At 54.7% G+C, this 13,703-nt stretch carries 13 protein-coding genes and 1 tRNA gene; 6 read left to right on the top strand and 8 right to left on the bottom strand.

Annotated elements, in window-relative coordinates; genetic code table 11:
- Positions 1–10: 10 nt before the first annotated feature.
- From ABJG22_RS11545 to typA, 5 genes are all read right to left on the bottom strand, one after another.
- Entirely contained in the window at positions 11–787 is a 777-nt protein-coding gene (locus ABJG22_RS11545) for an enoyl-CoA hydratase (RefSeq protein ID WP_348020423.1), read from the bottom strand.
- Positions 787–1,611, bottom strand: coding sequence for an SDR family NAD(P)-dependent oxidoreductase (locus ABJG22_RS11540; RefSeq protein ID WP_348020422.1), 825 nt, complete (start codon positions 1,609–1,611; stop codon positions 787–789). Before ABJG22_RS11540 ends, ABJG22_RS11545 begins: the two co-directional genes overlap by 1 nt.
- An 11-nt stretch (positions 1,612–1,622) precedes the next feature.
- On the bottom strand, positions 1,623–2,000 hold the full coding sequence (locus tag ABJG22_RS11535) for a hypothetical protein (RefSeq protein ID WP_348020421.1): 378 nt from the start codon (positions 1,998–2,000) through the stop codon (positions 1,623–1,625).
- Between the two features lie 16 nt (positions 2,001–2,016).
- The gene (locus tag ABJG22_RS11530) at positions 2,017–2,334 is read right to left on the bottom strand and encodes a DUF3297 family protein (protein WP_348020420.1); all 318 of its coding nucleotides are present in this window, start codon (positions 2,332–2,334) and stop codon (positions 2,017–2,019) included.
- 97 nt (positions 2,335–2,431) lie between these two features.
- Complete coding sequence (gene typA / locus ABJG22_RS11525) at positions 2,432–4,249, bottom strand: translational GTPase TypA (protein ID WP_348020906.1); 1,818 nt, start codon at positions 4,247–4,249, stop codon at positions 2,432–2,434.
- Between the two features lie 113 nt (positions 4,250–4,362).
- Here typA and ABJG22_RS11520 point away from each other — a divergent pair, with 113 nt between their 5' ends.
- A complete protein-coding gene (locus tag ABJG22_RS11520) occupies positions 4,363–5,349 on the top strand; it encodes a bile acid:sodium symporter family protein (RefSeq protein WP_348020419.1) in 987 nt (328 codons plus the stop codon).
- On the opposite strand, the gene ABJG22_RS11515 is transcribed toward ABJG22_RS11520, so the two are convergent.
- On the bottom strand, positions 5,346–7,853 hold the full coding sequence (locus ABJG22_RS11515) for an FtsX-like permease family protein (protein WP_348020418.1): 2,508 nt from the start codon (positions 7,851–7,853) through the stop codon (positions 5,346–5,348). The two genes, ABJG22_RS11520 and ABJG22_RS11515, sit on opposite strands and share 4 nt — an antisense overlap.
- Positions 7,850–8,575 (bottom strand): ATP-binding cassette domain-containing protein, encoded by a 726-nt coding sequence (locus ABJG22_RS11510; RefSeq protein ID WP_348020417.1) that lies wholly within the window; start codon positions 8,573–8,575, stop codon positions 7,850–7,852. Before ABJG22_RS11510 ends, ABJG22_RS11515 begins: the two co-directional genes overlap by 4 nt.
- 17 nt (positions 8,576–8,592) lie before the next feature.
- Between ABJG22_RS11510 and ABJG22_RS11505 the strand changes: the two genes are divergently transcribed.
- The 5 genes from ABJG22_RS11505 (at position 8,593) to ABJG22_RS11485 (ending at position 13,385) form a co-directional block, all read left to right on the top strand.
- Entirely contained in the window at positions 8,593–9,309 is a 717-nt protein-coding gene (locus tag ABJG22_RS11505) for an arylesterase (RefSeq protein WP_348020416.1), read from the top strand.
- A gap of 159 nt (positions 9,310–9,468) precedes the next feature.
- The gene (locus ABJG22_RS11500; RefSeq protein WP_348020415.1) at positions 9,469–10,674 is read left to right on the top strand and encodes a toxic anion resistance protein; all 1,206 of its coding nucleotides are present in this window, start codon (positions 9,469–9,471) and stop codon (positions 10,672–10,674) included.
- Positions 10,675–10,680: 6 nt separating this feature from the next.
- Positions 10,681–11,394 (top strand): hypothetical protein, encoded by a 714-nt coding sequence (locus ABJG22_RS11495; protein ID WP_348020414.1) that lies wholly within the window; start codon positions 10,681–10,683, stop codon positions 11,392–11,394.
- 120 nt (positions 11,395–11,514) lie between these two features.
- Positions 11,515–12,102, top strand: a complete 588-nt coding sequence (locus ABJG22_RS11490; RefSeq protein WP_348020413.1) for a carboxymuconolactone decarboxylase family protein — start codon at positions 11,515–11,517, stop codon at positions 12,100–12,102.
- Between the two features lie 11 nt (positions 12,103–12,113).
- On the top strand, positions 12,114–13,385 hold the full coding sequence (locus ABJG22_RS11485) for a cytochrome P450 (RefSeq protein ID WP_348020412.1): 1,272 nt from the start codon (positions 12,114–12,116) through the stop codon (positions 13,383–13,385).
- Positions 13,386–13,408: 23 nt separating this feature from the next.
- Here the strand turns inward: ABJG22_RS11485 and ABJG22_RS11480 are convergent.
- A tRNA-Gln gene (locus ABJG22_RS11480) sits at positions 13,409–13,482 on the bottom strand.
- Positions 13,483–13,703 lie beyond the last annotated feature (221 nt).

Here is a 13,703-nt window from a genome sequence, read left to right as displayed (position 1 = left end):
AGGATCAGCCTTAGGTTTTTAAAGCCCGCCCGCGCTCAATGACCGCTAGCCGCCGTTGCTCGACTTCTTCCGCCGTCACAGTGCCATTCCACGCATCAGTGGTTTGTTTCTCCAGCATCATGGCGTCGTTATAGTTTCGGTCATAGCCGTCGAAGATCAGTTTCTTATAGGCTTTGAGAAATTCCGGTTCGATACTGGCCATATCGGTGGCCAAAGCGTGCGCTTTGGGCATTAGCTCTTGGGGCTTGTAGACATGGTTGACCAAACCCCAGTCGCAAGCGGTTTGGGCGTCTAGAAATTGACCAGTAAAGCTGAGCTCACAAGCGCGAGACAAGCCTATGAAACGGGATAGTTTCTGGGAGAGCCCCCAGCCCGGAATGATTCCGACCCGGGCGTGAGTGTCGGCAAAGCGTGCACCGGTTGATGCGATCCGGATATCGCAGGCCAAGGCCAGTTCAAAACCGCCGGTGATCGCGACGCCATTGATGGCACCGATGACAGGAATGTCGAGCGATTCCAGTGCACGGCAGGGATTGCGCGCGGGGTTCTGGTCGGTCGCTGCACCAAGGCCTTGTTGGCCAAGTTCTTTGAGGTCGAGGCCAGCGGTAAATGCCCGGTCACCGGCACCCGTGATAACGACTGCTCGCATAGCAGAATCATTGGCGATGTCTTTGCAGGCGTTAAAAAATTCTGTTCTTAAGTCATGGGAAAGTGCATTCATCGCGTCGGGGCGATTCAGCGTGATCGTCGCAATTCCATCTGACTTTTCTAGTAATACCAGAGCCATTAGTCGCTTTCCCCCGCTTCATATTTGCTGGCAATCTGTACGCCAAATGCCGATGTCATGGCGAAGCATTGATCTGGTTCGCTCTGCCGCAACAGTGCGATCTGTTCTTCGACACCTTCGGCAATGAGCAGCTCAGGAGCATTATTGGCAACCGCTTCCAGAATTTGCCGTGCACATTCTGCTGGTTCGATGCCGTTGTCGATTACTGCGTCCGACTTGCCGCGGCGCTCGCCGTCTTTGGTCAGCGCGTTGCGAGACACATTGGTGCGAATGGCCCCGGGCAGAATATTGGTGACATGGATGTTGTGCAGAGCTTCGGTTTCCGAACGTAAGGCATCCATATATCCGATCAGGCCGTGCTTGGCAGCGCAATAGGCTGTGCGCAGGGGCACGCCGACGCGGCCAGCCACTGAACTGATTCCGACGATATGGCCGCCGCCGTCTTCGATCATGTGCGGCAGCAAGAGCTGGGTCAGCCAGATTGGAGCGAGGAGATCAACATTGATGATCTTGGAATGTACGTCAGGATGCGTATCCAGCGCGAGGCTACGTTGACTGATGCCTGCATTGTTGACGAGAATGTCGACTTTGCCCTTCCAAGCGCGGGCTTTCTCGACTTGTGCAGGTAGCGCGTCATAGTCGGTCGTTTCAAAGGGCAGGATCAATGTATCAGTCTTCAGATCGGCGGCAACTTGTTCGAGCGCTTCGGTGCGGCGTCCCGATAATATGATATGCGCGCCATCAGCAGCAAAGGCCTTGGCCAGTGCTTCGCCAATTCCGGACGACGCTCCGGTGATCCAGACAATTTTGTTGGAAAATTTCATTCATTTCCTCCCTATTCAGTTATTTTGGATTTCTCCCAACCGATGTAACAAAGCATCAGCATGATGGCATTGCTCACCGCTATGAGCGTTCCAATGTTTGAGAACACTGGGTCGTAAAAAATGAAATAGAAGTTGAACGCGAAGAAAGGGAGCAGCGCGACGCCGTAAACCAGAAATGTAACCGACGAGAAGCGGGAAAAGGCAGCGAACACCGCCAATAGCAGCTCCTGTATGCCGAAGCAGCAAATCAGGTAAGGCAGTAGACCGCCATTTTGGCGATATTCTGGAACGAACACCGTATCAATTACGTGCTGTGGGAAAAAAGCTGCCCACCCACCTGCTAGGAAGAACACCAGCGCAATGAAATATTGGATGCGCTTTGGGGTCATATTGGACGCCTGCCAGTTACGCGCTTTTGCCTATTTTCGGTGCATCATCGCCGAGGTCTTCGAACCAAGCCTCAACCGCGCCGTTGAGCTTGATCAGCAGGGGGTTGCCCTTACGGTCCATGGTCTTGCCAGCTTGGACTTTGACCCAGCCTTCTGAAACACAATATTCTTCAATATTATGCTTGCGGTCACCGCGAAAATTAATGCCGATGCCGCGCGATAGCAGTTCACCGCCATAATGTGGGCTGCGCGGATTTATGGCCAGACGGTCCGGCGGGAGGTCCGGGCCAGCTGCTGCACTATTGGCTGGATCCGGTTTTTGATCTTCGGTCATTATATATACTCATTTTCTAATGATCAGAGCGCATTGCCATAAACAACTGGATAATCAAGCCGCAATAGACCCGAGCTTCCTAACACAGATCAGCCGATTAAGCGGCCTCAGCCTTCCGCATTGCTTTCTTACGATCATTGGGGTCGAGATGACGTTTACGCAAGCGGACGTTTTTCGGGGTCACTTCGACCAGTTCGTCATTGTCGATATAGGCAATTGCCTGTTCCAGCGTCATCACCGTTGGCGGAGTCAGGCGGACGGCATCATCCTTACCGGTCGAGCGGAAGTTGGTCAGCTGTTTCGATTTCATTGGGTTGACGTCAAGATCGCCCGGTTTGGCATTTTCGCCAATCACCATACCTTCATAGACCGGGGTTTGGCCGCCAATGAACAATATGCCCCGTTCTTCAAGCGCATTAAGCGCATAGGGAACAGCGTTCCCGGTGCCGTTCGATACAAGCACGCCGACGGGACGACCGTCGATCACGCCTTTATACGGACCATATTTTTCGAACAAGCGGTTCATGATGCCGGTGCCGCGTGTATCGGACAGGAATTCGCCATGATAGCCAATAAGGCCGCGTGACGGTGCGGAGAAGGTCAGGCGGGTCTTGCCGCCGCCCGATGGACGCTGTTCGGTCAGTTCTGCCTTCCGGCGCTGCATCTTGGAAACAACCGTGCTGCTATGTTCGTCATCAACATCGATAACGACCGTTTCATAAGGTTCCTGGCGACCAGTTTCATCTTCACGATACAATACGCGAGGACGTGAAATACCCAGCTCAAAACCTTCGCGGCGCATCGTTTCAATCAAAACGCCAAGCTGAAGTTCGCCACGGCCTGCGACTTCGAAACTATCCTTGTCGGCGCTTTCGGTAATTTTGATAGCGACGTTGGATTCGGCTTCACGGAGCAAACGATCGCGGATCACGCGGCTCGTGACCTTGTCGCCTTCGCGGCCAGCCATCGGGCTGTCATTGACCGAAAAGTTCATCGACAGGGTTGGCGGATCAATCGGCTGTGCGGCAATCGGTTCGGTCACCGATGGATCACAGATCGTGTTGGACACGGTCGCTTCGGTCAGACCCGCAAGGGAGATGATATCACCAGCCTTGGCGCTTTCTACCGGGACGCGTTCAAGACCGTTAAAGGCCATGATCTTGGTGGCACGGCCCGTTTCGACGACTTTGCCGTCCATGTCGATCGCATGGATCGGCATGTTGAGATCGATCTTGCCGCTCTCGACCTTACCGGTCAAAATACGGCCAACGAAATTATCGCGGTCGAGCAATGTCACGAGAAATTTGAAGTCCGCGTCTGGGTCCACATCTGGTTCAGGGACATGTTCGATAATCTTGTCGAGCAGCGGCGTTAGGTTGCCTTCGCGAACGTCGGGCGTATCGCCTGCATAGCCATTGCGGCCGCTGGCGAACAGCGATGGGAAATCAAGCTGTTCATCATTGGCATCTAGATTGACGAATAGGTCGAACACTTCGTCGAGCACTTCCTCGGGCCGGCCATCTGGACGGTCGATCTTGTTGACGACCACAATGGGCTTGAGACCCAGCGCCAGCGCTTTGCCGGTCACAAATTTGGTCTGCGGCATTGCGCCTTCAGCGCTGTCGACGAGCAGGATAACACCATCGACCATCGACAGGATGCGTTCCACTTCGCCGCCAAAGTCGGCATGGCCCGGGGTATCAACAATATTGATCCGCGTGCCTTTCCATTCGACGCTGGTGCATTTTGCAAGAATCGTGATGCCACGTTCTTTTTCAAGATCGTTCGAATCCATCGCGCGTTCTTCGACCCGCTCGTTTTCACGAAAGGTACCGGATTGGCGGAAAAGCTGGTCAACCAGCGTGGTTTTGCCGTGATCAACGTGCGCAATGATTGCAATATTGCGAAGGGACATATCAAATTCTACCGTAAGAGAGGATAGGGCGGCCATCGGCAAAGCCCCAATATTGCCGCGCCCTTAGCCTGTTTGGTGCTGCGCCGCAACATTAGAAAGCTTGCCAAATCATCTTGAGCAATCCATTCGGCGCAACCAAGATGCAAACGATCCGCCTCATCCTTGCCGACAAATTCATCTGGCTGCTTAGCGGAGCGGTGTTGTTGGCGACATTGGCTCCGGTTCAGGGACAGGTGGAGGCGATTGCGAAAATAGCCTTCAACATTGGTATTTTTTTGATTTTCTTGCTGCACGGTATCCGGTTGGAGCGCCATGAAGTCCGTTCGGGATTGCGCAATATCAAGCTTCAAGGAACGATCTTTGTCTGGGTCTTCGGGGTGATGCTGTTGATTGGACTATCTCTATCCAAGGCATTGGACCAGATATTGCCTAGCGATGTTGCCCTCGGCTTCCTTTTTCTGGCTGTATTACCCAGCACCGTCCAATCCGCCACGAGCTATTGTGCCATTGCAAAGGGCAATGTGGCGGCGTCTGTTGTCGCCAGTGCCGCGATCAATCTGGTGGGCGTGTTTCTCTCGCCCTTGCTATTTGCTCTGCTGGCGAGTGCGGCAGGCGTGGTGATTTCTAGCGATACAATAATGAAAATTGCCGCGATTCTGGTTCTGCCCTTTGCAATCGGGCAGGTTTTTCAACCTTGGCTGCGGCCCTTCGTTATGCACCACAAGGAGCTTACGGGTTGGCTCGACAAGGGAGCGATCGCCTTGGCGGTATATGTGTCCTTCTCTGCTGCCATTATTGCGGGCATGTGGACGCGGGTAAGTGGCGCGGAGTTTCTTTGGTTGGCCGCTGCGCTGCTGTTCTGGTTGGTGCTGGCCTTTGGCGGTAGTTGGCTGCTTGGTGGTGTGATGGGGTTTGCTCGAGCCGATCGGAAGACTCTGTTATTCTCTGGCGCACAGAAAAGCGTTGCTATCGGCGCGCCTTTGGCGGCGATCATCTTTGCACCGGAACGGGCCGGCCTGGTCATATTGCCGCTGATTTTCTATCATCTTGCGCAATTGTTTTTGTCTGCACCGGTCGCTGTGCGATTGGCGAAGGACTAGAGTTCCCGAAGCGCTCTTGCCGGTTTAGCCGACAATACCGGTATGGAACCAAGCAAACCAATGCCGAGAGTTACAAGCGCGCCGATGCCCAGCGTTAGCAGGACGACTCCCCAATCCGGTTGCCAGGTAAATTCGAAAATCTGGGTGATCACGAACCAGCCTGCGAACAATCCCAGTCCCAGCGCTACAGCCGATAGCAGAAAGGCGAGAAGTGCATATTCGATCGCCTGAGCTGACAATATCTGTGTTCTGGTCGCGCCGAGCAGTTTTAGAATGACGCTGTCGTAAACGCGGGCCTGGCGGGAGGCTGCAATGGCCCCGATCAGCACAGCGATGCCAGAGAATATCGCTATCGAAGCGGCAGCGGCGATGGCCGTGGCCATCTGGTCCAATATGTCGCCGATTTGGGAAGCAATCTCCTTGACCTTGACCATTGAAATAGAAGGGAACTCTTGTGGCAATGTGCCCAGCAACAGGTCTTCTTTTTCCGCGTCAAGCTGAATGGTCGCGGCGACATTATGGGGTATATTTGCGAGCACATTGGGCGGGAAGACGAGCACATAGTTAAATCCGAAATTCCGCCAGTTCACCGTCCGGAACGACGCAACCTTGGTTGGGATCTCGACGCCAAGAAGACTGACGGTCAGACTGTCCCCGATTTTTAGACCCATTGCTGCGCCCTGTTCGGCATCTACGGAGACCAACGGTGGTCCGTCATAATTTTCGTCCCACCATTCGCCCTCTGAAATTTCGCTGCCTTCGGGAATGGTCGTGCTATAGGTAAGCCCGCGGTCGCCGCGCAATACCCATGCGCCTTCTGGCAGTGTTTCCAGCTCGGATACTCGTAGACCCCGGAATTCGGTGATGGAGCCGCGCAATGTGGGAACGATGTTGACGTCGGCGTCTTTCGACGTCTCTAGGACTTTCGAGCGGAATGCATCCTTGCGTTCGACTGGAATGTCGAGAACGAAAAAGCTTGGTGCATCGGTCGGTACGGTAGACCGTATCTCGTTGGTGAGGCTGGTCTGGATCGCTGCTAGCGTCGCGAACAGGGTCAGCCCGAGCCCCAGAGCGACGACCAACTGACCGGTTTGCGCACCCGGACGGTGGAGACTGGTCAGCGCGAGGCGCAACAATGGCTGTTTCGGGCGTGGCGCCTTGCTGGCTATCCAGCGGATCAGCGAGCCCAGCGCAGTTAACAGCAACAATATGCCCGCTGCTGCGGCAATGAACGAGGCCGAAAATAGCGGTTCGTTGGCGGTTAAAAGGGCAAGCGCGATAATGGCGGCAATTGCCAAGCCGACACCAATCCAGCTTTGCCGATCAATCTGGCGCCAGGACCGGCCTTCACCCCGAATGATGCCTGCCGCCGGGATTGTTTTTGCTCGTGATAATGGGGGCAGGGCAAAGATCACCGCGATCAGTAATCCGTAAAGCACGCTGACCAGTAAAGGCAGTGGATATATAGCAAACTCGGGTTTGATCGGCAGGACATCACCGGCGATCTGGATGATCGCAAGCGGTGCCAGAGCGCCAACCACCAGCCCGAACGCAATCGCGGCAAGCGCCACTGCCATGATCTGGAAGAGATAGATGCGGAAGATCATCGCGCTATCTGCGCCGAGTATCTTGAGCGTGGCAATGGCGCCCTGTTTGCCCCGCAAATAGGAAGCGACGCCGTTACCGACGCCTATTCCCGCAATCACAAGCGAGGCGAGGCCGACCAATGTTAGAAATTGCCCCATGCGTTCAATGAAACGCCTTGTGCTGGGCGCGCCATCATCGCGCGTCTTCGTCTCCCATGAAGCATTGGGAAATTGCGCGACAAGCTGGTCGCCGATCTCAGCTGGATCGACGGTGGGTGGGAATTGAAGACGATATTTGCTTTCGAAGAGACTGCCGGGTTGAATCAATTCGGTGGTTCGAAGGCTTTCCAGAGAGGTGATCGCGACCGGACCAAGAGATAGGCCTTCGCTGAGCCGGTCGGGTTCATCCGCAATGATGCCGGAAATGGTGAAACTGGCCTCGCCAAAAGCAATCGGGTCGCCGATTTTTAGTGATAGGCGCTGCATCAGGGCAGGGGTGACATAGATTTCTTGCGGTTTTGGCGCCGAGACAGATTTGCCGTTTTCCAGTGTGAAACTACCATATAATGGGTAAGAACTGTCGACACCTTTCAACTCAACCAATTGGGTATCGCTGCCGTCCGGCAAGCGGGCCATTGCTTGCATTCTTATGGTTTCGGATAATGTTCCAGCCTGTTTGAGGGCGGCCAGTTCTGCGTCTGTTGCTTCACGCTGTGCAACCGCAATCTCCAGATCGCCGCCCAATATTGCTTGCCCACGATTGGCCAGCTCTTCGGTGATTGCATTGGTCAGGCTACCAATGGCTGCCAGCGTCGCGACGCCAAGAAACAGGCAAATGATAAGCAGCCGGAGTCCTACAAAGCGGCCCCGCAGATCGCGGCGCGCAATCGTCCACGCTTTGCCCAGCTCAGCGCTCACGCGGCGCTATCCCGTTCGATCAGGCCATCGCGCAATTCGATGATCCGGTCACAGCGTTTCGCCAGTTCGGGGTCATGGGTGATGATCAATAGCGTCGCAGACGTTGCTTTCTGACGTTCGAATAGCAGCGAGATAATCTTGTCGCCCGTTGCGCCGTCGAGATTGCCGGTGGGTTCGTCGGCGAAGATGATTGTTGGACGGGATGCCATGGCGCGGGCAATAGCGACGCGCTGCTGCTCACCGCCGGAAAGCTGGGTTGGATAATGGCCCAGCCGGTCGCCGAGACCGACCGCAGTAAGCTCTTTTGCCGCGATTTCAAAAGGATCGGGCTGGCCGTCCAGTTCTAGCGGTACGGCGACATTTTCGAGGGCGGTCATGGTTGGTAACAGATGAAAGGCTTGCAACACGATGCCGACCCGGCCGCGACGAGCAACTGCCAGCTGATCCTCGTTCATTGCACCGAAATCAGCCCCTGCGATGTTCACCGTGCCACCGGTTGCCCGTTCCAGACCGGACAGGATGGCCATCAGCGATGATTTGCCGGAACCGGACGGTCCCAGCAACGCGACGGTCTTTCCTTCTTCGATCGATAGATCAATGCCACGTAAAATATCGACCCGGGCTGTCCCTTCTCCTAAAGACAGGGTGACATTTTGGGCTGCAATCGCAATATGGGGTTCAACGGTGGCAGCGTCGCTCGGTGCGGCGGTTTTCTCGATCATGGGGGTAAGGATATCCGATGTTGAAGAATTTGACTGTATATGGGTTCGCACTGGCGTTTCTGCAACTTTTGATCGCATGTGGTCCAGCGCCCGTCGACGAAACGGCCACGAGCGCCGACGCAGGGCCGACGGATGCAGCGGTGCAAGGCGATCAAACGGCGGATGCCAAAGACGCGGATATCCTGATCGTTGCCTTCGGTGACAGCCTCTATGCCGGCTATGGTCTGGACCAGAAAGAGGGCTTCGCTCCTGAGCTGCAGGCGGCGTTAACTGCGGCGGGTAAAGATGTGCGGGTCCACAATGCGGGCGTTTCGGGCGACACGACCGCGGCAGGTTTGCGGCGTATGGATTTCGTCCTCGATAATATGCCGCGCAAGCCGGATCTGGTGATATTGGGCTTGGGTGGCAACGATCTTCTGCGCGGTCTGAAACCGGCGGACACGCGGGCGAATATGGAAGCAATGGTTCAAAGTCTTGAACAGCGCGGCATAGCGGTTCTGTTGACCGGTATGCTGGCCCCACCCAATCTGGGAGCGGCCTTTATCGATGAGTTTAACGTGATTTATCCTGCACTTGCTAGAAAATATGATGTCGCTCTCTATCCGTTTTTCATGGATGGGGTGGTTGGTAATCCTGACCTTTTCCTGCCGGATGGCCTGCACCCTACGGCTGAAGGCATTGATGTTATTGTTGGAAAAATCACACCGCAAGTGGCGGAACTGCTGGAAGGCTGAGCTTTGGCAAAGCTGGAAGAGTTGGAAGCATGTTGCGCAGTTTTGTAAAAACTGTATTATTTTACTAATACAGTAGTTGAAACGCTTGAAAAATGCGGCATTTATATCCATTTATAGAGAAAGCCCCGCACTGGTGCCGGGGCAGGGAGGCTGAATAGCATGGCGACCGAAACAATCACCGCGACCGATGACCTGAAATTGACTCCGCCTGATCCGGTGGTGCCCGTCGCTCCTGAAAAAGCCTCTGGCCTTGTTCCGGTTGGCGAAGAGATAAAGTCGAAGCTTGAAGAAAAAGTGGATGGTTTTATCGATGATTTGATCAAACAAGACGAAAACAGCCCCGAATTTGGCAAAAAAGTGGACCAAATTACCAATATGGGCCGCAAGGAGATTGCCGAAGCGGCAGGCCAGTCCAACCGTTTTCTTGATCGCCCGATCCGGTCGATGGACGAAGAAAGCGGTATTGGTTCCGATCTTGCCGAGCTACGCCGTACGGTCGAAGATCTCGATCCGGGCAAGCGCGGCAATCTGACGGCCAAAAGAAAGATTTTCGGGATCATTCCTTTCGGCAACAAGATGCGCAACTATTTTGACGGCTATAAAAGCGCGCAAGGCCATATTGGTTCGATCCTCGATCGTTTGCGGTCCGGCAAAGATGAATTGTTGATGGATAATGCGGCCATTGACGTCGAACGCAAGAATCTCTGGGCGGCCATGGGGCGGCTGGAGCAGATGATCCATGTATCCAAGGTCATGGATCAGCGACTGGAAGACAAAGCGGCAGAACTGGACGCTACTGATCCCGCAAAAGCGAAAGCGATCCGTGAAAGCGCGCTTTTCTATGTGCGCCAGCGCACGCAGGACCTGCTGACCCAAATGGCGGTTACGGTGCAGGGCTATCTCGCGCTTGATCTGGTGAAGCGCAACAATGTTGAATTGGTCAAAGGCGTTGACCGGGCGAGCACAACGACCGTGGGCGCGCTGCGCACTGGCGTTACCGTCGCTCAGGCGCTGACCAATCAGAAGCTGGTTCTGGACCAGATCGGTGCGCTCAACACGACCACAGCGGGCGTGATCGATAGTACCAGCGAGATGCTGAAAAACCAGACCGGCCAGATTCACGAGCAGGCTGCTTCTTCGACCATCCCGCTCGAAACGCTGCAACGGGCATTCCAGAATGTTTATGATACGATGGACAATATCGACACGTTCAAACTCAAGGCGTTGGAAAATATGAAGACGACGGTCAATTCGCTATCCGGTGAGATTGAAAAGTCGAAAGGCTATATTGCCCGCTCTGAAGGGCAGGCGAAAGCGCAGTTGGAGGCCCCTTCGGAAAATCCTTTGTCGGCTCTGGAGGAATAACGCCCGGTGCCTGAATCCAATCAACAAATCTTCGACAGTGCGTCGCGAGCGCTTCGCGACTCCCAATTCCGTCGTTCAATCGGCAACCGCTCGCACGAACTGAAACGCGGTCATTTTTTCAAGAAACTGGGCCGCGCTGCTCTGTGGACGGCAGGTGTGTTGGTTGGCGCGAGCATTGTTGGCGGCATATTGAGCGGCATCGGTTTCTGGGGTGTGATGATATCCGCTGCTTTGATTGGTGGTGGTATCTGGGCCTCGATGAAATTCCCGAAAATGAAAATACCGACACCCGAGTCAATCGTGCAGTCTGATCTAAAGTCGCTAGCGGGAAAGACGGAAATCTGGCTGGAAAATCAAAGACTGGCCCTGCCGGCTCCGGCTGTGCAGATAGTCAACGGCATTGGCGTCCAACTGGATATGCTGTCGCCGCAACTGCAAAAACTAAATGAAGGCGATGCGGCTGCTTATGAAGTCCGTAAGCTGGTCGGGGAGCATCTGCCTGAATTGATCAACGGCTATAAAGCCATTCCTGCATCAATGCGCGGGAAAGCGACGGATATCGGGAAATCACCGGATGAACAGCTGATCGGTGGCCTGTCACTGATCGAAAAAGAGATTTCCGGTGTGACCGAGCAGATCGCAAAGGGTGATATCGACAATCTCTCGATCCGCGGTCGATACCTCGAACTCAAATATGACAAGAGCGCCGAAGCGGAATAGAATCTGCGTTCGTCACGCCCTGCAATGCTCATAATTAAACCTTGTCCAATTCGACAGTTTCTTTGCTGTCGGTAAAATCTACTCTCTCCCAAACGTCATGGACGGATTGGAGAGGATCGGATGGCCCGGATATCGAAAGTACCACCGGAGGATTGGGATCCCCGGATCAGGGATGCTGTGAAACCGGATGCGGCCACTGATCTAGAGCAGGGGCTGACCCGCTATTTCGCCCATTGTCCGGAACAGGCGTTGGGCCTCATGCAATTTGGGGGTGCGCTCAAGATGGCGCGCAGCCTGCCGGAACGGTTGGTAGAACTGGTGCGGCTCCGTATCGCCTTCTTCAACCAGTGCCGCAGCTGCATGGCGATCCGCTATACCGATGCCGTCAATGATGGTGTCGACGAAGGCGCGGTTTGCTCGCTAGAGAAACCCCAGGAAGCCGATAATCTCAGCGCTGCGGAAAAAGCGGCGATCCACTATGGCGAACTAATGGCGACCGATCATCTAGCGATCGATGATGCGGTTCATGCCGGTTTGCGCGATCATTTCAGCGAAGCGCAAATTGTCGAACTGGGGATGACCTGCGCCTTTTTCGTCGGTTTCGGACGTCTCGCAGCGACCTGGCATATGGTCGACGAACTGCCGGAGGCTTTTCAGAAAGCCGATAGCGTTGCGCCATGGGGCCAAGACAAAATTCAGGTGCGCTAGGGAGAACTGACATGGCTACGAAGGCCAATCTTGATATCAATCTGTTCGATGCGGAAACGCAGAAATGTCCTTATGATGCCTATAAGGTCTTGCGCGACGAAGCGCCGGTCTACAAACAGCCCGGCACCGACATTTACGTCATCACCCGTTATGAAGATGTGCGCCGTGTCCTGCTCGATCCGGTAACTTTTCCCAGCAGTCCCAAGAAGTTCGCTGTTTTCAACAAGACCGGCGCAACCGAGCGGCAACTGGTGGTGCAGCAGCGTTTCGAGGATAAGGGCTGGCTGCCCGAACCGACGCTATCGAGCCGGGATGATCCCAATCACAAGCAGATGCGGGCGATGTTCAACGAGGCATTCAAGCCCAGCAAGATCAAGACCATGGACCCGCTGGTCGAGAATCTCGCCTATGAGCTGATCGACGGTTTCATAGAGGACGGCCAGTGCAACTGGGTCAGCCAATTCGCCGTGCCGTTGCCGCTCTACATCATCGGCGAGCAGATGGGCGCACCGCGCGAGGATATGTGGAAAATCAAAAGTTGGACCGACGCTTTTTTCCACCGGATATCGATGATGCTGGACGAGGAATCCGAGCTGGAGATGGTCGATCGCGAGATCGAAGGGCAGCACTATTTCCATCCGATTTTCGAACGACTACGTCAGAAGCCCGATGACAGTCTACTTAGCGAGCTGGTCAACCGAGTGATCGAGGAATGGGGCAGGCCGCTCAACGACAACGAACTGCATGCCGAGATGATGGCAGACACCTTCGTTGGCGGCAGCGAGACCACAACCAACGCGCTGGCTTCGGGCATCCGGCTGCTGATCGAGAATAAGGATGTCTGGGAGCAGCTGAAAAGCGACCCCGACAAATATATGAAGACCTTTGTCGAGGAAGTCGTGCGCTTGGAATCGCCGGTGCAGAGCTTGATGCGCTTTGCCGGAGAAGAGGTGGAGATGCATGGTGTGACCATTCCCGAGGGCGCGCTGATCAACATCCGCTATGCCGCCGCCAATCGCGACGAGAGCATCTTTGAATGTCCTGAGAAAATCGATCTCGAGCGCAAGCGGGCCGGGGCGCATATGGGCTTTGGTTCCGGTGTCCACCATTGCCTCGGCGCGCCACTGGCCCGGCGCGAGCTGATCTGGGGTTTCACTGCCGTGGTCGATCGGTTTGAAGATATGTGGTTCATTGAAGGCAAGAATGATTTTGCCATCCACCCGCATTTTCTGCTGCGTTCGCTAAAGGAACTGCACATCGGCTTTACGCCAAAGTCGACGTAATTCAGCGGTTCTGAAGGAAATATTGGATCCCCCGTGAGGATTCGAACCTCAATTGACGGAGTCAGAGTCCGTAGTCTTACCATTAGACGACAGGGGAGTACCGGTGCGCGGCAATAGGCAGGGACTCGCTTAGGGTCAAGCCTTTTGGTGGCCATTTTCTGGCTATTAAATCAGACATTTCATGCCCCGGCTCCGCTCGCGGTTCAGCCCGCTGAAAATGCGGATTGCCGGTGAATGGTGATATTCTGTCTGGGCTAGCCCTTCCGCGCATATTTCCGGCTATATATGATATTTTACCGTTAGAGGGAGCTTGCTACC

The organism is Parasphingorhabdus sp. (genome assembly GCF_039939955.1).
Classification (GTDB): domain Bacteria; phylum Pseudomonadota; class Alphaproteobacteria; order Sphingomonadales; family Sphingomonadaceae; genus Parasphingorhabdus.
The sequence above is the reverse complement of the archived record's forward strand: the minus strand, read 5'-3'. Positions and strand labels throughout refer to the sequence as shown.